This is a genomic window from Pseudomonas sp. Ma2-10, assembly GCF_054330215.1.
In genome coordinates this window covers 1-21,400 of sequence record NZ_JBTEYL010000015.1, presented here as the reverse complement: position 1 = coordinate 21,400, position 21,400 = coordinate 1, and the positions used below count along the sequence as shown (strand labels likewise).

The 21,400-nt window shown below is 58.8% G+C and carries 21 protein-coding genes and 2 pseudogenes; 21 read left to right on the top strand and 2 right to left on the bottom strand.

The genetic code is table 11. The annotated features are described in order from the left end of the window. Nucleotides 1–87: 87 nt before the first annotated feature. Nucleotides 88–3,246, bottom strand: coding sequence for a ribonuclease E (gene rne / locus ACXPVS_RS17940; protein WP_458511120.1), 3,159 nt, complete (start codon nt 3,244–3,246; stop codon nt 88–90). A 700-nt stretch (nt 3,247–3,946) separates the two neighbouring features. Between rne and rluC the strand changes: the two genes are divergently transcribed. Genes rluC through ACXPVS_RS17925 form a run of 3 tightly spaced genes read left to right on the top strand, consistent with a single transcriptional unit; the run spans nt 3,947 to nt 6,572 of the window. Then, entirely contained in the window at nt 3,947–4,909 is a 963-nt protein-coding gene (rluC, locus tag ACXPVS_RS17935) for a 23S rRNA pseudouridine(955/2504/2580) synthase RluC (protein ID WP_458511119.1), read from the top strand. Next, complete coding sequence (locus tag ACXPVS_RS17930; RefSeq protein ID WP_458511118.1) at nt 4,896–5,558, top strand: HAD-IA family hydrolase; 663 nt, start codon at nt 4,896–4,898, stop codon at nt 5,556–5,558. Before rluC ends, ACXPVS_RS17930 begins: the two co-directional genes overlap by 14 nt. Nucleotides 5,559–5,582: 24 nt before the next feature. Beyond that, nucleotides 5,583–6,572, top strand: coding sequence for a S49 family peptidase (locus ACXPVS_RS17925; RefSeq protein ID WP_458511117.1), 990 nt, complete (start codon nt 5,583–5,585; stop codon nt 6,570–6,572). A 48-nt stretch (nt 6,573–6,620) separates the two neighbouring features. Here the strand turns inward: ACXPVS_RS17925 and ACXPVS_RS17920 are convergent, their stop codons facing one another. Further along, entirely contained in the window at nt 6,621–7,199 is a 579-nt protein-coding gene (locus ACXPVS_RS17920) for a Maf family protein (protein ID WP_458511116.1), read from the bottom strand. 106 nt (nt 7,200–7,305) lie between these two features. Here ACXPVS_RS17920 and ACXPVS_RS17915 point away from each other — a divergent pair, with 106 nt between their 5' ends. From ACXPVS_RS17915 to ACXPVS_RS17830, 18 genes and pseudogenes are all read left to right on the top strand, one after another. Further along, nucleotides 7,306–7,833: a YceD family protein gene (locus ACXPVS_RS17915; protein WP_004371317.1), complete on the top strand. Its 528-nt coding sequence runs from the start codon at nt 7,306–7,308 to the stop codon at nt 7,831–7,833. 13 nt (nt 7,834–7,846) lie between these two features. Then, nucleotides 7,847–8,029 carry a 50S ribosomal protein L32 gene (rpmF, locus tag ACXPVS_RS17910; RefSeq protein ID WP_008152339.1) on the top strand — a complete coding sequence of 61 codons (183 nt, stop codon included), beginning with the start codon at nt 7,847–7,849 and terminating at the stop codon, nt 8,027–8,029. 4 nt (nt 8,030–8,033) lie between these two features. After that, nucleotides 8,034–9,044, top strand: coding sequence for a phosphate acyltransferase PlsX (gene plsX, locus ACXPVS_RS17905; RefSeq protein WP_458511115.1), 1,011 nt, complete (start codon nt 8,034–8,036; stop codon nt 9,042–9,044). A 125-nt stretch (nt 9,045–9,169) separates the two neighbouring features. After that, nucleotides 9,170–10,108, top strand: coding sequence for an ACP S-malonyltransferase (gene fabD, locus ACXPVS_RS17900; protein ID WP_458511114.1), 939 nt, complete (start codon nt 9,170–9,172; stop codon nt 10,106–10,108). Between the two features lie 16 nt (nt 10,109–10,124). After that, the gene (gene fabG / locus ACXPVS_RS17895) at nt 10,125–10,868 is read left to right on the top strand and encodes a 3-oxoacyl-ACP reductase FabG (RefSeq protein WP_458511113.1); all 744 of its coding nucleotides are present in this window, start codon (nt 10,125–10,127) and stop codon (nt 10,866–10,868) included. Nucleotides 10,869–11,059: 191 nt separating this feature from the next. Further along, nucleotides 11,060–11,296, top strand: coding sequence for an acyl carrier protein (gene acpP / locus ACXPVS_RS17890; RefSeq protein WP_003442511.1), 237 nt, complete (start codon nt 11,060–11,062; stop codon nt 11,294–11,296). A gap of 108 nt (nt 11,297–11,404) precedes the next feature. Then, the gene (fabF, locus tag ACXPVS_RS17885; RefSeq protein ID WP_095132060.1) at nt 11,405–12,649 is read left to right on the top strand and encodes a beta-ketoacyl-ACP synthase II; all 1,245 of its coding nucleotides are present in this window, start codon (nt 11,405–11,407) and stop codon (nt 12,647–12,649) included. Continuing rightward, complete coding sequence (gene pabC, locus ACXPVS_RS17880) at nt 12,649–13,464, top strand: aminodeoxychorismate lyase (RefSeq protein WP_458511112.1); 816 nt, start codon at nt 12,649–12,651, stop codon at nt 13,462–13,464. The genes fabF and pabC overlap by 1 nt, the downstream gene beginning before the upstream one ends. Nucleotides 13,465–13,467: 3 nt before the next feature. Beyond that, a complete protein-coding gene (gene mltG / locus ACXPVS_RS17875) occupies nt 13,468–14,667 on the top strand; it encodes an endolytic transglycosylase MltG (protein WP_458511111.1) in 1,200 nt (399 codons plus the stop codon). Nucleotides 14,668–14,686: 19 nt separating this feature from the next. Then, nucleotides 14,687–15,319, top strand: coding sequence for a dTMP kinase (gene tmk, locus ACXPVS_RS17870; RefSeq protein WP_458511110.1), 633 nt, complete (start codon nt 14,687–14,689; stop codon nt 15,317–15,319). Continuing rightward, entirely contained in the window at nt 15,312–16,301 is a 990-nt protein-coding gene (locus ACXPVS_RS17865) for a DNA polymerase III subunit delta' (protein ID WP_458511109.1), read from the top strand. Before tmk ends, ACXPVS_RS17865 begins: the two co-directional genes overlap by 8 nt. A 48-nt stretch (nt 16,302–16,349) precedes the next feature. Beyond that, a pseudogene (locus ACXPVS_RS17860) lies at nt 16,350–16,604 on the top strand (PilZ domain-containing protein); the annotation flags it as partial. A gap of 13 nt (nt 16,605–16,617) precedes the next feature. Beyond that, nucleotides 16,618–17,403 carry a TatD family hydrolase gene (locus ACXPVS_RS17855; RefSeq protein ID WP_458511108.1) on the top strand — a complete coding sequence of 262 codons (786 nt, stop codon included), beginning with the start codon at nt 16,618–16,620 and terminating at the stop codon, nt 17,401–17,403. 342 nt (nt 17,404–17,745) lie between these two features. Beyond that, nucleotides 17,746–18,384, top strand: a complete 639-nt coding sequence (locus ACXPVS_RS17850; protein ID WP_008152317.1) for a TetR/AcrR family transcriptional regulator — start codon at nt 17,746–17,748, stop codon at nt 18,382–18,384. Between the two features lie 139 nt (nt 18,385–18,523). Beyond that, nucleotides 18,524–19,492 (top strand): GTP 3',8-cyclase MoaA, encoded by a 969-nt coding sequence (locus ACXPVS_RS17845; RefSeq protein ID WP_458511107.1) that lies wholly within the window; start codon nt 18,524–18,526, stop codon nt 19,490–19,492. Nucleotides 19,493–19,615: 123 nt separating this feature from the next. Further along, entirely contained in the window at nt 19,616–20,224 is a 609-nt protein-coding gene (locus ACXPVS_RS17840; protein ID WP_458511106.1) for a DUF4823 domain-containing protein, read from the top strand. 17 nt (nt 20,225–20,241) lie between these two features. Next, on the top strand, nt 20,242–20,802 hold the full coding sequence (locus ACXPVS_RS17835) for a DUF1285 domain-containing protein (RefSeq protein ID WP_458511105.1): 561 nt from the start codon (nt 20,242–20,244) through the stop codon (nt 20,800–20,802). Nucleotides 20,803–20,941: 139 nt separating this feature from the next. Next, nucleotides 20,942–21,311: pseudogene (locus ACXPVS_RS17830) on the top strand (FadR/GntR family transcriptional regulator); the annotation flags it as partial. Between the last annotated feature and the right edge of the window lie 89 nt (nt 21,312–21,400).

The following is a 21,400-nucleotide window of genomic DNA, read 5'->3' as shown; positions in this document are numbered from 1 at the left end:
GATCGTTCCCACTCAGAGTGTGGCAATGATCAGATAAAAAAAGCCCCGCCTGGATCACCAGGCGGGGCTTTTTAGTGGCCGATGGAATCAGACGAGAGGTTTAGGCTCGTGTTCTTTTTCCAGGGCTTGCTCGTGTTGCTCTACCGCTTCCCGAACGGAGCGCGGTGCTTCGTCGATCACCGATTCAACGGGTTCGGCAGCAGCGACTTCCGCAGCCGGGGCAGGTGCTGCCTCGACGACTTCAGCGACAACCGGTGCTGGTTCGACAGCAGCTGGAGCAGCAGCGGCAGCCAGTTCAGCTTCCTTCTGCTGACGCTCGGCTTCACGCTTGCGGCGACGCACTTCACGTGGGTCGTTCGGTGCACGGCCACTTGGCGTCAGGGCACTGACAGGGGCGGCTTCGACTTCCGGTGCGGCCACTTCTTCGGCAACCACCGGCGCTTCAACCACCGGAGCAGGCTCGGCAGCAGCAACCGTTGGCTCGGAGACCATGGCTTCGGCTTCTGGCGCTTCGGTGGCGGCTGGCTCGGCAACCCAGTTGAACGCGGTTTGCTCTTCGCGAACTTCACGGACTGTTTCGGTGGCTGTTTCGACAACCGGTTCTGCGGCAACCACTGGCTCAGCGGCAGCTTCAAATACAGGCTGTTCTTCACGAGCCGGGGCCACTTCGATTTCCGGAGTGGTGTTGGCTTCGACCGGAGTCGTTGCTTCAACCACTGGCGCTTCCACTGGAGCAGTTTCCAGGGTGGCGGCAGTCGCGCGTTCGGCTTGTTCGTTAGCCTGCGCTTCGGCTGGAGCGCTGATCACGGTGCTGGCAACGGCTGCGGTAACAGCCAGGCCGGCGGCCAGATCGGCACTGCTTGGCGCTTCGTTGGTTTCGGCAGCTTCGTTACCTTCGGCGGCCTCGGATTCTTCTGAACCTTCGATCACATTACCGTTGGCATCGCGCTGACGCTCACGACGGTTGCTGCGACGACGCTGACCACGGGAACGGCGGCGTGGACGATCGCCTTCGGCGCTGTCCTGACCGTCTTCCTGCAGTTGCTCTTCGTTGGTGGTCAGTTCTTCTTCAGCTACTGCGGCAGCGGCTTGCTCGGTACGAGGCTGACGTTCTTCACGCGGTGGGCGTGGAGCACGTTCTTCGCGTGGCTGACGGGCTGGACGCTCTTCAGCGGTAGCCGCGGCGGCCGGAGCGGCATCCAGAGGCTCACGCAATTCACGAACCGGGCGTTCTTCGCGATCGCCGCGTGGTTTGCGATCTTCGCGAGGTGCGCGCGGTGCACGTTCTTCACGAGGGGCGCGTGGTGCGCGTTCTTCGCGGGCGACTGCAGGCGTTTCTTCGCGGGCTTCGCGTGGCTCACGTGGTGCGCGCTCTTCACGCGGTGCACGTTCCTCGCGAGGCTTGCGCTCTTCATCGCGGCGACCGTTACGGTTGCGGCTCTGCTGACGACCGTTGCGACGCTCTTCGTTGCGGGCCGGACGCTCGGCGGCCGGTTTTTCAACCACCACCGGCGCAGCAGGCTCTTCCTTGGTCGCAAACAGGCTGACCAGCGACTTCACCAGACCTTTGAACAGGCTTGGCTCAGGCGCGGCGACCGGTACAACCACCGGCGCGGCGACGACTTCGGTCGGAACCGGAGCGTTGGCGCGAGCCGGAGCTGTCTTGACCGCGGCTTCCTGGCGAACCAGGGTGCGGGTCGCAGCGGCTGGCTGGATTTCTTCGACTTCGGCAGCGGCAGCAGCGATTTCGTAGCTGGACTGGCCGACCGCGGCTTCCGGGCTGTCATCGCGCAAACGCTGCACTTCGAAGTGCGGCGTTTCGAGGTGATCGTTCGGCAGAATGACGATGCGGGCACGGGTGCGCAGTTCGATCTTGGTGATCGAGTTGCGTTTTTCGTTGAGCAGGAACGCGGCGACCGGGATCGGCACTTGTGCGCGAACTTCGGCGGTGCGGTCTTTCAGGGCTTCTTCTTCGATCAGGCGCAGGATCGCCAGTGACAGCGATTCAACGTCACGGATGATGCCGGTACCGTTGCAACGCGGACAAACGATGCCGCTGCTTTCGCCCAGCGATGGACGCAGGCGCTGACGGGACATTTCCAGCAGGCCGAAGCGCGAGATGCGACCGACTTGCACGCGAGCGCGGTCCGCTTCCAGGCATTCGCGGACCTTCTCTTCCACGGCGCGCTGGTTCTTGGCAGGGGTCATGTCGATGAAGTCGATGACGATCAGGCCGCCGATGTCGCGCAGGCGCAACTGACGGGCGATTTCTTCGGCGGCTTCTAGGTTGGTCTGCAGAGCGGTTTCTTCGATGTCGCTGCCTTTGGTGGCGCGCGCCGAGTTGATGTCGATAGACACCAGCGCTTCGGTCGGATCGATAACGATGGAGCCGCCGGAAGGCAGCTCAACGACGCGCTGGAATGCGGTCTCGATCTGGCTTTCGATCTGGAAACGGTTGAACAGCGGCACGCTGTCTTCGTACAGCTTGATCTTGCTGGCGTACTGCGGCATTACCTGGCGAATGAAGGTCAGGGCTTCGTCCTGGGCTTCAACGCTGTCGATCAACACTTCGCCGATATCCTGGCGCAGGTAATCGCGGATGGCGCGGATGATCACGTTGCTTTCCTGGTAGATCAGGAACGGCGCGGAGCGATCCAGCGAGGCTTCTTTGATGGCAGTCCACAGTTGCAGCAGGTAGTCGAGGTCCCACTGCATCTCTTCGCTGCTGCGGCCCAGGCCGGCAGTGCGAACGATCAGACCCATGTCGGCTGGGGCAACCAGGCCGTTCAGGGCTTCACGCAGTTCGTTGCGCTCTTCACCTTCGATGCGACGGGAAATACCGCCGGCACGCGGGTTGTTCGGCATCAGCACCAGGTAACGACCGGCCAGGCTGATGAAGGTGGTCAGGGCGGCGCCCTTGTTGCCACGTTCTTCTTTTTCGACCTGCACGATGACTTCCTGGCCTTCGCTCAGGACGTCCTTGATGTTGACGCGGCCTTCGGGGGCTTTCTTGAAGTATTCGCGGGAGATTTCTTTGAGGGGCAGGAAGCCGTGGCGCTCAGAGCCGAAATCGACAAAGGCAGCCTCAAGGCTTGGTTCGATGCGAGTAATCCGGCCTTTATAGATGTTGGCCTTTTTCTGCTCGCGTGCACCGGATTCGATGTCCAGGTCGTAGAGGCGTTGGCCATCTACCAGTGCAACACGCAACTCTTCGGGTTGAGTTGCGTTAATCAGCATTCTTTTCATGTAGTACCGTCGGTTTCCGGGCTGCCGGAAACGGCGTTCGGCACACACGACTTCTCATGGTCGGTGTCAGGTGCGTCAGGAGTGGTTGGACACTCCAGTGTCTAGCGAACCCCGACCAATTGGGCCGGCGTCGCGACGTACGCGTCCTGCTTGCTGTGGCTACTTAAGCACTCAGTCAGGAGGAGGAATCAACCAGCGGCTGTGGACGAGATGAAGCGTCTTGATAAAGCCTATTGCTACACAGTCCAGCGGTTGTGCATCTCCACCCTACACGTATCCCTGATAATTCGGGTGCTGCCGCGCGCAGAATCCGCAGCGGGTTGGCATTTACCGTGAGCTCCGAAAGGGGAGGTCACGCATCATGGCTAATTTAGGCGTTGTTTCCGAAGCGTTCGCTCGGGGTCATTCGCAGCTGACTGCACTTTGTGAACTGGCCATGAATATTGGCTGGCAAGGCGAGTAAAAGCTCTGCTTTGCCGCTTGATTCAGGCCTCATGTCACCTGCGCTCGTTACACCTGCAAACTCCACCGTTACGTAGCGAAAGCCCCGTAGGACGGCCTCGCGTCCTGGTGAATTGCGTTGGTCAGGGCCGGTTTTTGACCGTTAGTCCGCTGTCCAGGCCGCTTTTGGCGGCGTTCGCGACTATAGCAGCAATGATTAAGTGCTTCAATTCCATAAAAAATTGTTATCATCCGCGCCATGACAACTACTGCCCCTTCGACCCCAGCCGTACAACTGCTGGAGGTCTCGCCGGAATATGCCGGCCAACGTATTGATAACTTCCTTCTCGCTCGGCTCAAAGGCGTGCCCAAGACCTTGATTTACCGCATTTTGCGTAAAGGCGAAGTGCGAGTGAACAAAGGCCGGATCAAGCCCGAATACAAGCTGCAGGCGGGCGATATCGTGCGCGTGCCGCCGGTTCGCGTGCCTGAGCGCGACGAGCCGGTGCCGCTGGCACAAGGCCTGCTACAGCGCCTCGAGGCCTCGATTGTCTTCGAGGACAAGGCGTTGATCGTGATCAACAAGCCTTGCGGGATCGCGGTTCACGGTGGCAGTGGCTTGACTTACGGGGTGATCGAAGCCTTTCGTCAGTTGCGTCCCGATTGCAAAGAGCTTGAACTGGTTCACCGTCTCGACCGTGACACCTCCGGCCTGCTGATGATCGCCAAGAAGCGCAGCATGCTGCGTCACTTGCACACGGCATTGCGCGGCGATGGCATCGATAAACGCTACATGGCGCTGGTTCGCGGCAACTGGGCGGCCTCGATCAAGCAAGTCCGAGCGTCGCTCGGCAAGAGCAATCTGCGCTCCGGCGAGCGTATGGTCGAGGTCGACGAGGAGGAGGGCAAGGAGTCTGTGACCGTGTTCAAGGTCCTGCGTCGTTTCGGCGACTTTGCCACCCTGATCGAAGCCAAACCGATTACCGGCCGGACTCACCAGATCCGCGTCCACACCTTGCACGCCGGACATTGCATTGCCGGTGATACCAAGTACGGCGATGAAGGCTTCAGCAAAGAGATCCGTGATCTGGGCGGCAAGCGCCTGTTCCTGCACGCCTACATGCTGACCGTGCCGTTGCCCGATGGCGGTGAGTTGAAATTGCAGGCGCCCGTGGATGAGATGTGGGCCAAAACCGTGGAGCGCCTGAGTGCACCCATCTGATTACAAACTGCTGATTTTCGACTGGGACGGCACGTTGGCTGATTCCATTGGTCGGATTGTCGAGGCCATGCATGTCGCGTCCGAGCGCTCCGGATTTCCGTTGCGCGATGATGATGCCGTCAAGGGCATCATTGGTCTGGGTTTGCCGGAAGCGATTCGTACGTTGTATCCGCAAATCGGCGATACCGAACTGATCGCATTCCGTGAGCATTATGCGCAGCATTACATCGCCTCTGAGGCTGTTCCTTCGCCGTTGTTCGAGGGTGTGGTCGAGTCGATGGAAGCGTTTCGCGCTGATGGTTACCGCTTGGCGGTCGCGACCGGCAAGGCCCGTCGCGGGCTGGATCGGGTGCTGAAGGCGCATGGCTGGGAAGATTATTTCGACATCACCCGGGCGGCCGACGAAACCGCCAGCAAACCCCATCCGCTGATGCTTGAACAGATCCTCGCTCACTGTCAGGTTCGCCCGGAGCAGGCGCTGATGGTGGGCGATTCGTCCTTTGATTTGCAGATGGCGCGCAATGCCGGCATGGAGTCGGTGGCCGTCAGCTATGGCGCGCAATCGATCGAAGCGTTGAAATTATTCGAGCCGGCACTGGCCATTGATCGTTTTTCACAATTGCATGCCTGGCTGAGTCAGCGGGCTTAATAGGTTTTTGCTGGGGTAGATGTCATGACCGACGAATGGAAAGCGCCCGCCAAGGCAGGCGCAGAGAGCGGTGACGAGAAAAGCTGGAAGTTGCTGGAAAAGACCCTGCTGGCCGGCGTGCAGGAGCAGCGCCGGTCCCGTCGCTGGGGGATCTTTTTCAAGCTGCTGACCTTTGTGTACCTGTTTGGCGCGTTGATTCTGTTCACGCCGTTGATCGACATGGAAAAAGCTGCCGCCCGCAGTGGCAACTACACCGCGCTGATCGACGTGACCGGCATGATCGCCGACAAGGAACCTGCCAGCGCTGACAACATCGTCGGCAGTCTGCGTGCCGCGTTCGAGGACGAGAAGGTCAAAGGTGTCATCCTGCGAATCAACAGTCCGGGCGGCAGTCCGGTGCAATCGGGCTACGTTTATGACGAGATTCGCCGTTTGCGCGGCCTGCATCCGGACACCAGGCTTTATGCGGTGATCTCGGATTTGGGCGCTTCCGGCGCTTACTACATCGCCAGTGCGGCGGATCAGATCTACGCCGACAAGGCGAGCCTGGTGGGTTCCATTGGTGTGACGGCGGCCGGCTATGGCTTTGTCGGGACGATGGAGAAGCTCGGTGTCGAGCGTCGCACTTATACTTCCGGCGAGCACAAATCGTTTCTCGATCCGTTTCAGCCGCAAAAGCCTGAAGAAACTCAGTTCTGGCAGGGCGTACTCGATACCACTCATCAGCAATTCATCAGCAGCGTCAAGAAGGGTCGTGGCGATCGCCTCAAGGATAAGGAGCATCCGGAGCTGTTTTCCGGGTTGGTCTGGTCTGGCGAGCAGGCACTGCCGCTGGGTCTGATCGACGGCCTGGGAAATGCCAGTTCGGTGGCGCGTGACGTGATCGGCGAGAAAGAGTTGGTGGATTTCACCGTTCAGGAATCGCCGTTCGATCGCTTCTCGAAAAAACTCGGTGCCAGCGTGGCTGAGCATCTGGCGATGTGGATGGGCTTTCAGGGGCCCTCGTTGCGCTGATTCTCCTGGTTGCATCGGAAACCGGCCTTCGTGGCCGGTTTTTTGTCTTCAGGGGATTTGCACGCCTTCGGCCAGTAACATGTCCACCAGACAAATCAATGGCAGGCCGATCAGGCTAGTGGCGTCAGGGCCTTCGGTGCTTTGAAACAGGCTCACCCCCAAACCTTCGGCTTTGAAGCTGCCAGCACAGTCGTAGGGCTGTTCGGCGCGCAGGTAGTGTTCGATGCGCGCCGGATCGAGGGTGCGCATGTGTACGGTGAAGGGCACGCAATCGACCTGGCAGTCGCCAGTCTGGCTGTTGAGCAGCGCCAGGCCGGTGAGAAAGGTCACGCTGGCGCCGCTCGACGCCAGCAATTGTTCGCGGGCCTTTTCGAACGTGTGGGGTTTGCCGATGATCCGATCGCCCAGTACGGCGACCTGATCGGAGCCGATGATCAGGTGGTCGGGGTGGCTGCTGGCCAGTGCGCGTGCTTTTTCCTCGGCGAGGCGCTTGACCAGCTCAGTGGCGGACTCGTCTGGACGATGGCTTTCGTCAATATCCGGCGAGCTGCAGGTAAACGGCAACTGCAAGCGGGCCAGCAATTCCCGGCGATAAATCGAGCTTGAAGCGAGTAATAAAGGCAGCATGCGCATCTCCACAGGACAGGCGCGAATTCTAGCGGAGGCTTGCAAGTGACGGACAGGGCTGAATTTCCTTTGACATGGCTGGGGGCATCCCTATAATGCTGCGCCTATGTTGAATGACCCGATTCCACCTCACGTTGACCCGCGCAAATTGGCTGATCGTGGCACCACCCTTCAAGGTGAACTGCTGCTGGCCGATTTGGAGAGACTCTGCGACCCGCTTTCCGACACTGTCGGTACGGTGCAGGCTAAATTCGTTTTTGAACGAGATGAACGTAAGTCTGTGGTAATTCACAGTTTTATCGACACCGAAGTCAAAATGGTTTGCCAGCGATGTCTTGAGCTGGTCACCCTGCCGATCCATAGCGAATGCAGTTATGCTGTGGTGAAGGAGGGTGCGAATACCCAGTCGTTGCCGAAAGGTTATGACGTGCTGGAACTGGGCGAAGATCCTTTGGATCTGCAGTCACTGATCGAGGAGGAGCTTTTGCTCGCCTTGCCCATTGTGCCTGCTCATCATCCGGAAGAATGCCAGCAGCCGGCGGGTCTCGATGAGCCCGAACCGAGCGAGGACGAGGTAACGCGGTCCAACCCGTTCAGTGTATTGGCGCAGTTAAAGCGTGACCCAAACGTTTAGGAGTTAATCAATTATGGCTGTTCAGCAGAACAAAAAATCCCGCTCTGCCCGTGACATGCGTCGTTCGCACGACGCCCTGACGGCAAGCACTCTGTCTGTAGAAAAAACCACCGGTGAAATTCACCTGCGTCACCACGTATCGCCAGAAGGCGTATACCGTGGCCGTAAAGTGATCGACAAGGGCGCTGACGAGTAATCACTTGTCTGCTCAAGTCATCGCGATTGACGCAATGGGCGGGGACTTCGGTCCCCGCAGCATTGTTCAGGCCAGCCTTGCTTGTCTGTCTGCTACCCCCTCGCTGCACCTGACCCTCGTCGGTCAACCTTCCCTTCTTGAAGAATTGCTCTCTGGCCAATCGGCTGTGGATCGCTCGCGTCTGTCGATCGCGCCGGCGTCCGAAATCATCACCATGGACGAAAAACCTGCTCAGGCCCTGCGCGGCAAGCCCGACTCATCGATGCGCGTGGCGCTGGAGTTGCTGCGAGACGGCAAGGTCCAGGCTTGTGTCAGTGCCGGTAATACCGGTGCGCTGATGGCGTTGTCGCGGTTTGTGCTCAAAACGTTGCCGGGTATTGATCGTCCGGCGATGGTAGCGGCAATTCCGACGCAAAAGGGTTATTGCCAGTTGCTCGACCTGGGCGCCAATGTCGATTGCAGTGCCGAGCACTTGTTGCAGTTCGCGGTGATGGGGTCGGTGGCAGCGCAAGCCTTGGGGATCGTTCGTCCGCGAGTGGCGCTGCTGAACATTGGTACTGAAGACATCAAGGGCAATCAACAGGTCAAGCTGGCGGCCACCTTGTTGCAGCGGGCTCGTGGCATCAACTACATCGGTTTTGTCGAAGGTGACGGCGTGTACCGTGGCGAGGCGGATGTGGTGGTATGTGACGGTTTTGTCGGCAATATCCTGCTGAAGTCCAGCGAAGGACTGGCGACCATGATTGCCGGGCGCATCGAAGCCTTGTTCAAGAAAAACCTCGCGTCAAAAGTGGTTGGGGCTTTGGCATTGCCGCTGATGAGGCGCTTGCAAGCCGATCTGGCGCCTGCGCGGCATAACGGCGCAAGCTTCCTCGGGTTGCAGGGGATTGTGGTGAAAAGCCATGGTTCGGCGGGGGTTCAGGGCTTCCAGAGTGCGATTCAGCGCGCCTTGATCGAGATCCAGGAAAACCTGCCGGACCGTATTCACGGTCGTCTGGAGGATTTGTTGCTTTAGGCGTTTTCGTCGGACAATGCTTAAATGTGACCGCTCAATTCAATTTGCCATCCAACTGTCAGTTTCTTGCGTCCCTCAAGCGGGACGTCAATTCTCCGACGACAAGATCATTAGGGGCTTGTTACATGTCTGCTTCCCTCGCATTCGTCTTTCCGGGACAGGGTTCGCAGTCCCTCGGCATGCTGGCCGAGTTGGGCGCACAACATCCGGTTGTCCTCGAAACATTCAAAGAAGCTTCCGATGCTCTGGGTTACGACCTGTGGGCACTGACCCAGCAAGGGCCGGAAGAGCAACTCAATCAAACCGATAAAACCCAGCCGGCCATTCTGACTGCCTCGATTGCTTTGTGGCGTCTGTGGCTGGCTGAAGGTGGTGCGCGTCCGGCTTATGTTGCCGGTCACAGCCTGGGCGAATACAGCGCTCTGGTCGCCGCGGGCAGTCTGAGCCTGGCCGACGCGGTGAAGCTGGTTGAATCCCGCGGCAAGCTGATGCAGGAAGCTGTTCCGGCCGGGCAAGGTGGCATGGCCGCCATTCTCGGTCTGGACGATGCTGATGTGCTGGCAGCCTGTGCCGAAGCGGCGCAAGGTGAAGTGGTCAGTGCGGTCAACTTCAACTCCCCTGGCCAAGTGGTCATCGCCGGTGCGAAGGCAGCGGTCGAGCGCGCCATCGAAGGCTGCAAGGCTCGTGGTGCCAAGCGCGCCATGCCGTTGCCGGTCAGCGTGCCGTCCCATTGCGAGCTGATGCGTCCGGCGGCCGATCGTTTCGCCGCGTCGATTGCAGCGATCGCCTGGCAGGCACCGCAGATTCCAGTGGTTCAGAATGTCAGCGCCAATGTGCCGGCGGATCTGGAAACCCTCAAGCGCGATCTGCTTGAGCAGCTTTACAAGCCTGTACGCTGGGTCGAATCGGTTCAGGCGCTGGCCGCCAAAGGTGCTACCCAGTTGGTCGAATGCGGCCCAGGCAAAGTGCTGGCTGGCCTGAACAAGCGTTGCGCCGAAGGCGTGTCGACATCCAATCTCAATACCCCCGACGCCTTCGCTGCCGCTCGCGCAGCGCTGGCGTGAATCAGGAGAAGCCTGCATGAGTCTGCAAGGTAAAGTTGCACTGGTCACTGGCGCGAGCCGCGGTATCGGCCAGGCTATCGCCCTGGAACTGGGTCGTCAGGGCGCCATCGTTATCGGCACCGCGACGTCCGCCTCGGGTGCCGAGCGCATTGCGGCAACCCTGAAGGAAAACGGGATTCAAGGCACTGGCCTGGAACTCAATGTCACCAGCGACGAATCCGTTGCTGCAGTGCTGGCGAGCATTGCATCGCAGTTCGGTGCGCCGGCGATCTTGGTCAATAATGCCGGTATCACCCGCGATAATCTGATGATGCGCATGAAAAATGACGAATGGCATGACGTCGTTGATACCAATCTGAACAGCCTGTTCCGCCTATCCAAGGGCGTTTTGCGCGGTATGACCAAAGCCCGTTGGGGACGAATTATCAGTATTGGTTCGGTAGTGGGTGCCATGGGCAACGCAGGCCAAGTAAACTACGCAGCCGCCAAGGCCGGTCTGGAAGGTTTCAGCCGTTCACTGGCGCGTGAAGTCGGTTCGCGTTCGATTACGGTAAACTCGGTGGCCCCTGGGTTCATCGACACCGATATGACTCGCGAACTGCCCGAGGCACAGCGTGAAGCCTTGCAGACGCAGATTCCGCTGGGCCGTTTGGGGCAAGCTCAAGAGATCGCGTCTGTGGTCGCTTTTCTTGCATCCGACGGTGCGGCATACGTTACTGGGGCTACAATCCCGGTGAACGGCGGGATGTACATGAGTTAAATGTGACGGATTGCTTCAAAAAAATGTCATACGAGCTGTCTAAAATCCGTTATAAAGCTGCAATCTATTTATAGACAGAGGGCCACCGGGTTTGAGGAGTGAAGCTTTCAGTTGAAAAACTGAAAAGTCTTTCTATACACTTACCCACTGGCCAGCTGCCTGAATTTGTCCATTAGGAGTGAAAACAAGGTATGAGCACCATCGAAGAGCGCGTCAAGAAAATCGTTGCTGAGCAACTGGGCGTTAAAGAAGAAGAAGTGGTCAACACGGCTTCCTTCGTTGAAGACCTGGGTGCCGACTCCCTTGACACTGTTGAGCTGGTGATGGCTCTGGAAGAGGAATTCGAGACCGAAATCCCTGACGAAGAAGCTGAGAAGATCACTACTGTACAAGCCGCAATCGATTACGTTACTAACCACCAGGCTTAATAGCTTGTAATCGTTGCTTGCTGTCATGGAAAAACCGCACTGCCATCACGGCGTGCGGTTTTTTCTTTAGGCCTGATGCAACGTCGTCATTTGAAAAAGGAGAGTGCTGTGTCGCGTAGACGCGTCGTAGTCACCGGTATGGGTATGTTGTCGCCACTGGGCACGGATGTGCCGAGCAGTTGGCAGGGCATTCTGGCTGGCCGTAGTGGCATTGGTCTGATCGAACACACCGACCTTTCTGCCTATTCCACCCGTTTTGGCGGCTCGGTAAAGGGCTTCAATGTCGAGGAATACCTGTCGGTCAAGGAGGCTCGCAAGCTCGACCTGTTCATTCAGTACGGCCTGGCCGCAGGTTTTCAGGCCGTTCGTAACGCCGGCCTGGAAGTCACCGACGCCAACCGTGAGCGCATCGGCGTGGCCATGGGTTCGGGTATTGGTGGACTGACCAATATCGAGGAAACCAGCCGCACGCTGCATGATTCCGGCCCGCGAAGGATTTCTCCGTTTTTCGTGCCAGGCTCGATCATCAATATGATTTCCGGTTTCCTGTCCATCCATCTGGGCGCACAGGGACCTAACTACGCCATCGCCACCGCGTGTACCACGGGTACGCACTGCATCGGCATGGCGGCACGCAACATCATGTACGACGAAGCCGACGTGATGATTGCCGGCGGCGCTGAAATGGCGGCTTGTGGCCTGGGCATGGGTGGCTTCGGTGCCTCCCGCGCACTGTCGACCCGTAACGACGAACCGACCCGCGCCAGCCGTCCATGGGACAAGGGCCGTGATGGCTTCGTACTGTCCGACGGTGCCGGCGCTCTGGTTCTGGAAGAACTGGAGCACGCCAAGGCCCGCGGTGCGACGATCTACGCCGAGCTGATCGGCTTTGGCACCAGTGGCGATGCTTACCACATGACTTCGCCACCGGCTGATGGTGCAGGTGCTGCACGTTGCATCACCAATGCGCTACGCGATGCCAAGATCAATGGCGATCAGGTCCAGTACGTTAACGCCCACGGCACCTCGACGTCGGCTGGCGACCTCGCTGAAGCCTGTGCAATCAAGTCGGTGTTCGGCGATCACGCTTACAAGCTGGCGGTCAGTTCGACCAAGTCCATGACCGGTCACCTATTGGGTGCGGCGGGCGCGGTCGAGGCGATCTTCAGTGTGCTGGCGATCAACAGCCAGGTAGCGCCGCCGACCATCAACCTTGATGAGCCGGACGAAGGTTGCGACCTCGATTTCGTACCGCATACCGCGCGTAATATGGATATCGATGTGGTGTTGTCCAACTCCTTCGGGTTTGGCGGTACCAACGGTTCATTGGTGTTCCGCCGGTTCGCTGACTGATGGACAGCTGGGTCGATGGTCGGCCGGCTGACGCTTTGTCGCTGAAAGATCGCGGCCTGGCTTACGGTGATGGTCTGTTTGAGACCATTGCCGTGCGCAACGGCGTTCCGGTGTTGCTGGATCGGCATTTGGTGCGTTTGGTCAAAGGTTGCCAGCGGTTGGCAATTAATCTCGATCATGCGGCTGTCTACACAGAGTTGCTGACCTATGCCCAAGCGTTGGGCGAAGGTGTGCTCAAACTCATCGTCACGCGTGGCGAAAGCGCGCGCGGTTATGCGCTCGATCCTTCGGCTCAGGCGCGGCGCATCATGCTGGGCAACCCTCCTGCGGTTTATCCTGCTGCCAATGCGGGGCAGGGTGTTCGCCTCTTTCCCTGTGCGACACGGCTTTCCAGGCAGCCTCTGCTTGCAGGACTCAAACACCTGAACCGTCTTGAGCAGGTCATCGCCCGTTCCGAATGGCAAGACACCGATCATGCCGAAGGCTTGATGCTCGATCAGGCCGGGCGCGTCATTGAAGGCGTGTTCAGTAATCTGTTCCTGATCCGCGATGGTGTGCTGATCACGGCTGATTTGAAGCGCTGCGGCGTGGCCGGCGTGATGCGTGCCGAATTATTGTTTCAAGTCGAGTCATTGGGGATCCCCGCGCAAATCACCGACATCACCCTCGATCAGCTGCAATGGGCTGATGAAGTCTTTGTCTGCAACAGCGTGTATGGCGTTTGGCCGGTGCGGGCCTATGCCGCACTGAGCTGGCCGGTTGGTCCGCTCACCCGTAAACTCCAAACCATTGCCCGCGCGCTACTGGATGCTTGATACGTGAGACGTAAATTCTTACTGCTGCTGGAAACCGGATTGGTTCTGGCAGGGCTGTGTCTGGGCGCTTCCGCCTGGAAAATCCATTCGGCGCTGGAACAACCGCTGAACATCACTCAGGAAGAGCTGCTGGACGTGCCAAAAGGTACGACCCCGACTAGCACCTTCTATCGACTCGAAGCCGATGGCGTCATCAAGGACACTTTCTGGTTGCGTGTGTATTGGCGCCTCAATCTTGCCGAACAACCGTTGCACAAGGGCGAATACCGGATGCAGCCCGGCATGACTGTCGAAGGACTGATTGACCTGTGGAAACGCGGGGAAATGGTTCAGTACAGCCTGACCTTCGTCGAAGGCTGGAATTTCCATCAGGTCCGCGCTGCGCTGGCCAAGGATGAAAAGCTCGAAAAGACCCTCGACGGTTTGAGTGATAGTGAGGTGATGGACAAACTCGGCCACACCGGGATTTTTCCGGAAGGGCGGTTCTTCCCTGACACCTATAGCTTCGTGCGTGGCATGACCGATGTCGAACTGCTGAAAAAAGCCTACGACCGCCTCGACGAAGTCCTTGCCAAAGAGTGGAGCCAGCGCGCCGCTGACGTGCCGTACACCGAACCCTATCAGGCGCTGATCATGGCCTCGCTGGTGGAGAAGGAAACCGGCGTGCCGCAGGAGCGCGGGCAAATCGCTGGTGTGTTTGTTCGGCGCCTGGCAATCGGCATGTTGTTGCAGACTGATCCGACCGTGATCTACGGCCTCGGTGATCGTTACAACGGTAAATTGACTCGCGCCCATCTCAAGGAAGCGACGCCGTACAACACCTACATGATTTCGGGACTGCCGCCGACTCCGATCGCCATGGTCGGCCGCGAAGCGATTCATGCAGCGCTGAATCCTGTGGCTGGCCATAGCCTCTATTTCGTTGCTCGTGGTGATGGCAGCCACGTGTTCTCCGATGATCTGGACGCGCACAATAATGCTGTGCGTGAGTTCCAGATCAAGCGCCGTGCCGACTACCGCTCCAGCCCCGCGCCGGCTACGGCGCCAGAGGCGACGGATGAGCAGGCACCGATTCCGGCGGCTTCGCCCGACACAGCCCCCGAGGCTTTGCCGCAAGTGCCTGACCCGTCGCCATCATCGGAGCCGGCTCCAGAACCCGCTCAAGAGCCCGCACCCGCCCCCGCGCCGCAAAGCTCGCAATGACTCTGACTAAGGACTGCCTGTGACTGGCTTGTTTATTACCCTGGAAGGTCCGGAAGGCGCGGGCAAGAGCACTAATCGCGAATACCTGGCCGAGCGCCTGCGCGCCGCGGGTATCGAGGTCGTGCTGACTCGCGAACCAGGCGGCACGCCGTTGGCCGAGCGGATCCGAGAAGTGTTGCTGGCGCCGGTTGATGAGGTCATGAACCCCGACACCGAGTTGCTGTTGGTGTTCGCTGCACGATCCCAGCATCTGGCCGCGGTGATTCGCCCGGCGCTGGCCCGCGGGGCGGTGGTCCTGTGTGATCGCTTTACCGATTCGACCTACGCCTATCAGGGTGGCGGTCGGGGCCTGTCGCTGGAACGCATAGCGACTCTGGAAGCCTTCGTCCAGGGCGATCTGCGCCCGGACCTGACGTTGATTTTCGATCTGCCGGTGGAAGTGGGCCTGGCCCGCGCCAGCGCTCGCGGTCGTCTGGATCGCTTCGAACTCGAAGGCCGAACCTTTTTTGACGCGGTACGCAGTGCTTTCCTCAAGCGTGCTGAAGAGGATCCTGCGCGTTATGTGCTGGTCGATGCCGCCCAGCCGTTGGCGCAGGTTCAGCAGTCACTGGATGCCTTGCTGCCGCGTCTGCTGGAGTTGACCCGTGGCTGAAGCCTATCCGTGGCAGGACAGTCTCTGGCAGCAGTTGGCCGGTCGCAAGCAACATGCTCACGCCTATCTGTTGCATGGCCCGGCCGGAATCGGCAAGCGTGCGTTGGCCGAGCGCTTGATGGCCAGTTTGTTGTGTCAGCGCCCGAGCGCCGCCCACGATGCTTGCGGCGAATGCAAATCCTGTCTGTTGCTCAAGGCCGGCAGTCACCCCGACAATTACATTCTGGAGCCGGAAGAAGCCGATAAGGCGATCAAGGTCGATCAGGTTCGTGATCTGGTCAGCTTCGTGGTTCAGACCGCTCAGATGGGCGGCCGCAAAGTGGTGTTGATCGAGCCGGTCGAGTCGATGAACATCAACGCCGCCAACGCTTTGCTCAAAAGCCTTGAAGAACCTTCCGGCGATACGGTTTTGCTGTTGGTCAGCCACCAGACCAGTCGTCTGTTGCCGACCATCAAGAGCCGCTGCGTGCAGCAGGCTTGTCCATTGCCGAGCGAAGCCATGAGTCTTGCATGGCTGGCGAAAGCGTTGCCGGACTGCTCGGAAGAAGAGCGTATCGAGTTGCTGACCCTGGCCGCCGGTTCGCCACTGGCCGCCGTCAACTTGCAGGCTCAGGGCGTGCGTGAGCAGCGGGCGCTGGTGGTCGATGGCGTGAAGAGGTTGCTCAAGCAGCAACAGTCACCGACGCAACTGGCCGAAGGCTGGAATGCGATTGCGCTATTGCTGTTGTTCGACTGGTTCTGCAACTGGTCGAACCTGATCCTGCGCTATCAGCTGACTCAGGACGAAGCCGGCCTGGGACTGACGGACATGCGCAAGGTGATTCAGTACCTGGCGCAGAAAGCCGGCCAGGACAAAGTCTTGAATATTCAGGACTGGATCCTCGCCCAGCGCCAGAAAGTGATGAGCAAAGCCAACCTCAATCGGGTGTTGTTGCTGGAGGCGTTGCTGGTGCAATGGGCATCCTTACCTGCCCAGAAGTAATCGTCTGCGCCTAGACTCTGGTTATCAGTAACGGAGGTCAGCATGAAGGGTGGCCTGTTTATCCCGACCAACAAGAGCGATAAGTTGGGTGATGAGGTATTCATGCTGTTGAACCTGATGGACGAGCCGCAGAAAATTCCGGTCGCCGGCAAGGTCGCCTGGGTCACCTCCCAAGGTGCGCAGAGCAACCGGGCCGCTGGGGTCGGCGTACAATTCAACGATGGCGACAATACCGCGCGCAGTCGAATCGAAACCCATCTGGCCGGAGCCCTGAAGTCCGACCGTCCCACTCATACGATGTAAGTTGCAGCCCTTTATGCTCGTAGATTCCCATTGCCACCTTGATCGCCTTGACCTTGCCGCCCACGATGGCTCGCTGGATGCTGCACTTGATGCGGCCCGTCTGCGCGGGGTAGGGCACTTTCTGTGTATCGGCGTCAGCGTCGAGAATGCCGCCGACGTCAAAGCCTTGGCTGAGCGTTACGACGACGTCGACTGTTCGGTTGGCGTGCATCCGCTGGATGTGCAGCCGGGCGCGGCGCCTGCACTTGATTGGCTGTTGCGCGAGCTCAACCACCCGCGTGTTGTGGCGATCGGTGAAACCGGACTGGATTACCACTACGAGCCGGAAGCGGCGGAGTTGCAGCAGGAGTCGTTTCGCCTGCACCTGCAAGCGGCGCAGCAGACGGGCAAACCGGTGATCATTCACACCCGTGGTGCCCGTGCCGATACATTGAATCTCCTGCGTGACGCGGCGCTTCCCCAGGCAGGCGTGCTGCATTGTTTCACCGAAGACTGGGAGATGGCCAAAGCAGCATTGGACATGGGGTATTACATTTCCTTGTCCGGAATTGTCACTTTCCGCAATGCCGACGCTCTGCGTGACGTAGCCAGTAAAGTGCCGGCTGATCGATTGCTGGTGGAAACCGACTCGCCTTACCTGGCGCCGATCCCACATCGCGGTAAGCCCAACCTGCCTCAGTACGTGCGCGACGTAGCGGAATTTCTGGCAATGTTGCGAGGTGAGCCCTACGAGCGGTTTGCCGAGCAAACCACCGAGAATTTCAAGCGACTGTTTCCGCTGGCGCATGTGAAAGGTTAAATCGCAGGCAAAAAAAACCCGGGTTCTGGGGGGGGAATCCGGGTTAAGACCATTAGGAGTAAAACAAAGGCACGCGGTCCGTTGGTGCCTATATCGGCGCAACACTTGGGGGAGATGTCCCGCCGACAGTTGAAGTATTGATCAGTATTGCGGCGAGTCCAGTTTACCTGCGCCGGTTTTTAAACAAATTTGGAATACGGGCGCTTCGGTTGAGTTCTCATTAGTCTGCGAGGCTGCCGGAATTCATCAACAAACACATATATGGTCGGATGATCCGTGCATTTTTGCGCAAGTTAGGCATAATACGCGGCTTCGAATTTTGACCCCTACAGACCTTTTCTTATGCATAAAGAACCTCGTAAGGTCCGTGAGTTTCGTCGCCGCGAGCAAGAAATTCTCGATACCGCGCTCAAGCTGTTCCTCGATCAAGGTGAAGACAGTGTCACCGTCGAGATGATTGCTGATGCCGTCGGTATCGGCAAAGGCACGATCTACAAGCACTTCAAATCCAAGGCTGAGATCTATCTGCGCCTGATGCTCGATTACGAGCGCGATTTGAACGAGCTGTTGCATTCGGCCGATGTCGACAAGGACAAGGAAGCCCTGTCCCGGGCCTACTTCGAATTCCGCATGCGCGACCCTCAACGCTATCGGTTGTTCGATCGCCTGGAAGAAAAGGTGGTCAAGGGCAATCAGGTGCCGGAGATGGTCGAGGAGTTGCACAAGATTCGCGCCTCGAACTTCGAACGCCTGACCCTGCTGATCAAGGGCCGGATCAGCGAAGGCAAACTTGAAGACGTGCCGCCTTACTTCCATTACTGCGCATCCTGGGCGCTTGTGCACGGCGCCGTGGCGCTGTATCACTCGCCATTCTGGAGCAATGTGCTGGAAGATCAGGAAGGTTTCTTCCAGTTCCTGATGGACATCGGCGTGCGCATGGGCAACAAGCGCAAGCGCGATACCGACACCCCGAGCAGCTGAACCATTCAGTTGCGTTATTGCGCCATGATTTCGCTACATGGTGCGGTACCGCAGGAATATACTCAGGCATAAGACTTGCTAAAACTTGATTATTGAGTCAAGTTTTGGGGGTCCGAATATCCTTCCGCCGGAGTAGTCCATGATCGTTGACCGTCAAGGCAGGCGTTTCCGCAATTTGCGAATCAGCCTGACTTCAGCCTGCAATTACGCTTGTACCTACTGCGTGCCCAACGGCAAGCGGTTGGTGGCTGCGCAGGATGAATTGTCGGCCGACGCCATGGCACGTGGCGTGGCCTATCTGATCGAGGCCGCCGGCATCGAGCGTTTGCGCATCACCGGCGGCGAGCCGCTGGTCAGCCCCAAACTCGAAACGTTCATGACCGCCGTCGGGCAGATGGGCCTGGAGGACATCAGCCTCACCACCAACGGTCAATTGCTGGCGAAGAAACTGCCACTACTGGTGGGCGCCGGCATTCGTCGCATCAACGTTTCCCTCGACACCCTGGATGCCAGCGCCTTTCGCAGCATTGCCCGTGGCGGCGATCTGGCAACTGTACTCGACGGTATGGACCAGGCCAGCGCCGCCGGCCTGAAAATCAAGGTCAATATGGTGCCGCTGCGTGGGCAGAACCTCGATCAAGTGATGCCGCTACTCGATTACTGTCTGGAACGCGGTTATGAGCTTCGCTTCATCGAGTTGATGCGCATGGGCCACCTGGCCAGCGATTCCAATGCTTTCCTGCAACAGTTCGTCAGCCTTCAGCAATTGCTGAGCCTGATCGGCGAACGCTACGAATACCTTCAGGCTGATGCGCCGGTAGATGCCACCGCCGTGCGTTACGAAATTCCGGGGCAGGGCTACTTCGGTGTGATCGCCAACGAAAGTGTTCCATTCTGCCGCACCTGTTCTCGGCTGCGCCTGTCATCTACGGGCTGGTTGCACGGCTGTTTGTCGTCGAGCAATCGCCACTACGTTGGCGACTTGTTGGATAAACCTCGTCATCAAGCACTGCCAGCGTTGCAGCGACTCTTGGTGAAAGCCTTGGGTGATAAACAGGAAGTGGCATTTTCTGGTGGCGCGACCGTCATGAAAATCATCGGCGGCTGACCAAATCTCATCGCGAGCCTGCTCGCGATGAGAACGGTGAGGCGCCGCTGATCCCGAGCTGGCGCGGAAGCTGCATCCCATGGCCATTCGCCGGTTTTCCGTCACCGGCCTCTGGAGGGTAGGATGCGTAGCCTGGTTTTGCTGCTGGCCGTTTTGGCGCTTGGTGGCTGCATGAATGTCAGCGATCTGGCTGAAGGGACTCGCTACCACATGAGCGACGCGGGGTTGCTCGACCATAGCGACAGCCGCCGTGTGAATAACCTGCGTATTCAACCGGACTCATTCGTCTATATCGCCCAAGGCGCCTTTGTGCCGCCGGGCAGCGCGGTCTATCCACGACCTAACGTCATCGCCGAAGTCGCCTTCGATGGCTTTGTCGAATACTTTCCCATGGTCCGCCGCGCCCGTGCCCCGGAAGGGCTTGATCAAGCCATGGGCGAAGCCCGTGCCGCCGGTGCGCATTACCTGCTCTATACCCGGTTTGCCAAGTCTGACGACCGTATCGGCAACTCGGACGAATGGCTTGATCAGGAAGCCCTGGATCGCCTCGGTATCGATGGCGGTGTGATTCAGATCATGTTGATCGAGACCAGCACCCAGTATTTGATTGATACTGCACGTATCAAGAGCCGTGGCGGTTTACTGACGTTCCACGACAAAAAACCAGAAGACCTGATGGGCCCGCCGCTGGAACAATACGCGCGCAGCCTGCTTGGGCTCAGCGACCAGTAGTTCAAAAGGAGAACGCCATGAGTGGCCCGCAAAAAGCCAACGATCTGTTGGGGCAAATCCCCAAAACCAAAGGCTTGCCGCCGGTCCACCTGTGGAACCCCGACTTCTGCGGCGACATCGACATGCGTATCGCCCGTGACGGCACCTGGTATTACCTGGGTACGCCGATCGGGCGCAAGCCGATGGTCAAGCTGTTCTCCACCATCATTCGTCGCGATGGTGACGATTACTTCCTCATCACCCCGGTCGAGAAGGTTGGCATCAAGGTCGACGATGCGCCCTTCGTGGCGATTGCCGTGGAGGTCGAAGGCGCAGGTGAAACCCAGGTCTTGCGCTTCACCACCAATGTTGACGAGACCGCCGAGGCTGGCATCGAACACCCCATGCGTGTAGTGATCGACCCGGTCACGCAGGAGCCTGCGCCTTACGTGCATGTGCGCACCAACCTCGAAGCCCTGATCCACCGTAACGTGTTCTACCAACTGGTGGAGTTGGCCGTCACTCGCGAGATGGACGGGCAGCGCTGGTTAGGTGTGTGGAGCGCTGGCGAGTTCTTTCCCATCGGGCTTGAGCCGTAACACATAACACTGTGGGGGCGCGCAAACTCGCTTCCACCTTTTTGTGTGTGGCGTACTGAAAATTCAAATTGACACTCAATCCTATGATGAGTGGCGTGGGCTCCCATCGCGATCGGCGTGGTGCCGTCCCTGAATTGAGGTGTCCAGGTCCAGCAGCTTTCATGCGTCGACGGTCGATTGGCTGGGTTGCTGGATCGCCACGGGGCAGGTCAAGTAGGGTGAGACGCTTGAGGTTGAAGCCGGCCTGGGTGAGCAACTCGGTTTCAGTCGCACCGTTATCCGCGAAGCCATCAAAACCCTGGTCGCCAAAGGCATGCTCGAAGTCGGGCCGAAGGTCGGTACGCAGGTGTTACCGGTGCGTCGCTCTCTTCGATCCGCAAGTCGTAGGCTGGCTGTCGCGCAGCGGCTTGCCGGAAAACTTCGTCCATGACTTGCTCGACCTGCGCCGCGCCATCGAACCTATGGCCGTGCGCTGGGTTTGCGAGCGCGCTACCGTCGAGCAGGTACAGAAAGCACAAGCCAAACCCCCAGTTACGCTGGTTATGTGTGAGTCGGATCAACTGATCGGCGATCTCGGCGTTTTCAGACGACAAGCGTG

What these genes read in the sequence shown, in the direction of transcription:
- rne (WP_458511120.1), bottom strand. Translation starts at nt 3,246, where the DNA reads ATGAAAAGAATGCTGATTAACGCAACTCAACCCGAAGAGTTGCGTGTT.
- rluC (WP_458511119.1), top strand. Translation starts at nt 3,947, where the DNA reads ATGACAACTACTGCCCCTTCGACCCCAGCCGTACAACTGCTGGAGGTC.
- ACXPVS_RS17925 (WP_458511117.1), top strand. Translation starts at nt 5,583, where the DNA reads ATGACCGACGAATGGAAAGCGCCCGCCAAGGCAGGCGCAGAGAGCGGT.
- ACXPVS_RS17920 (WP_458511116.1), bottom strand. Translation starts at nt 7,199, where the DNA reads ATGCTGCCTTTATTACTCGCTTCAAGCTCGATTTATCGCCGGGAATTG.
- ACXPVS_RS17915 (WP_004371317.1), top strand. Translation starts at nt 7,306, where the DNA reads ATGTTGAATGACCCGATTCCACCTCACGTTGACCCGCGCAAATTGGCT.
- rpmF (WP_008152339.1), top strand. Translation starts at nt 7,847, where the DNA reads ATGGCTGTTCAGCAGAACAAAAAATCCCGCTCTGCCCGTGACATGCGT.
- fabD (WP_458511114.1), top strand. Translation starts at nt 9,170, where the DNA reads ATGTCTGCTTCCCTCGCATTCGTCTTTCCGGGACAGGGTTCGCAGTCC.
- fabG (WP_458511113.1), top strand. Translation starts at nt 10,125, where the DNA reads ATGAGTCTGCAAGGTAAAGTTGCACTGGTCACTGGCGCGAGCCGCGGT.
- acpP (WP_003442511.1), top strand. Translation starts at nt 11,060, where the DNA reads ATGAGCACCATCGAAGAGCGCGTCAAGAAAATCGTTGCTGAGCAACTG.
- pabC (WP_458511112.1), top strand. Translation starts at nt 12,649, where the DNA reads ATGGACAGCTGGGTCGATGGTCGGCCGGCTGACGCTTTGTCGCTGAAA.
- ACXPVS_RS17855 (WP_458511108.1), top strand. Translation starts at nt 16,618, where the DNA reads ATGCTCGTAGATTCCCATTGCCACCTTGATCGCCTTGACCTTGCCGCC.
- ACXPVS_RS17850 (WP_008152317.1), top strand. Translation starts at nt 17,746, where the DNA reads ATGCATAAAGAACCTCGTAAGGTCCGTGAGTTTCGTCGCCGCGAGCAA.
- ACXPVS_RS17845 (WP_458511107.1), top strand. Translation starts at nt 18,524, where the DNA reads ATGATCGTTGACCGTCAAGGCAGGCGTTTCCGCAATTTGCGAATCAGC.
- ACXPVS_RS17840 (WP_458511106.1), top strand. Translation starts at nt 19,616, where the DNA reads ATGCGTAGCCTGGTTTTGCTGCTGGCCGTTTTGGCGCTTGGTGGCTGC.
- ACXPVS_RS17835 (WP_458511105.1), top strand. Translation starts at nt 20,242, where the DNA reads ATGAGTGGCCCGCAAAAAGCCAACGATCTGTTGGGGCAAATCCCCAAA.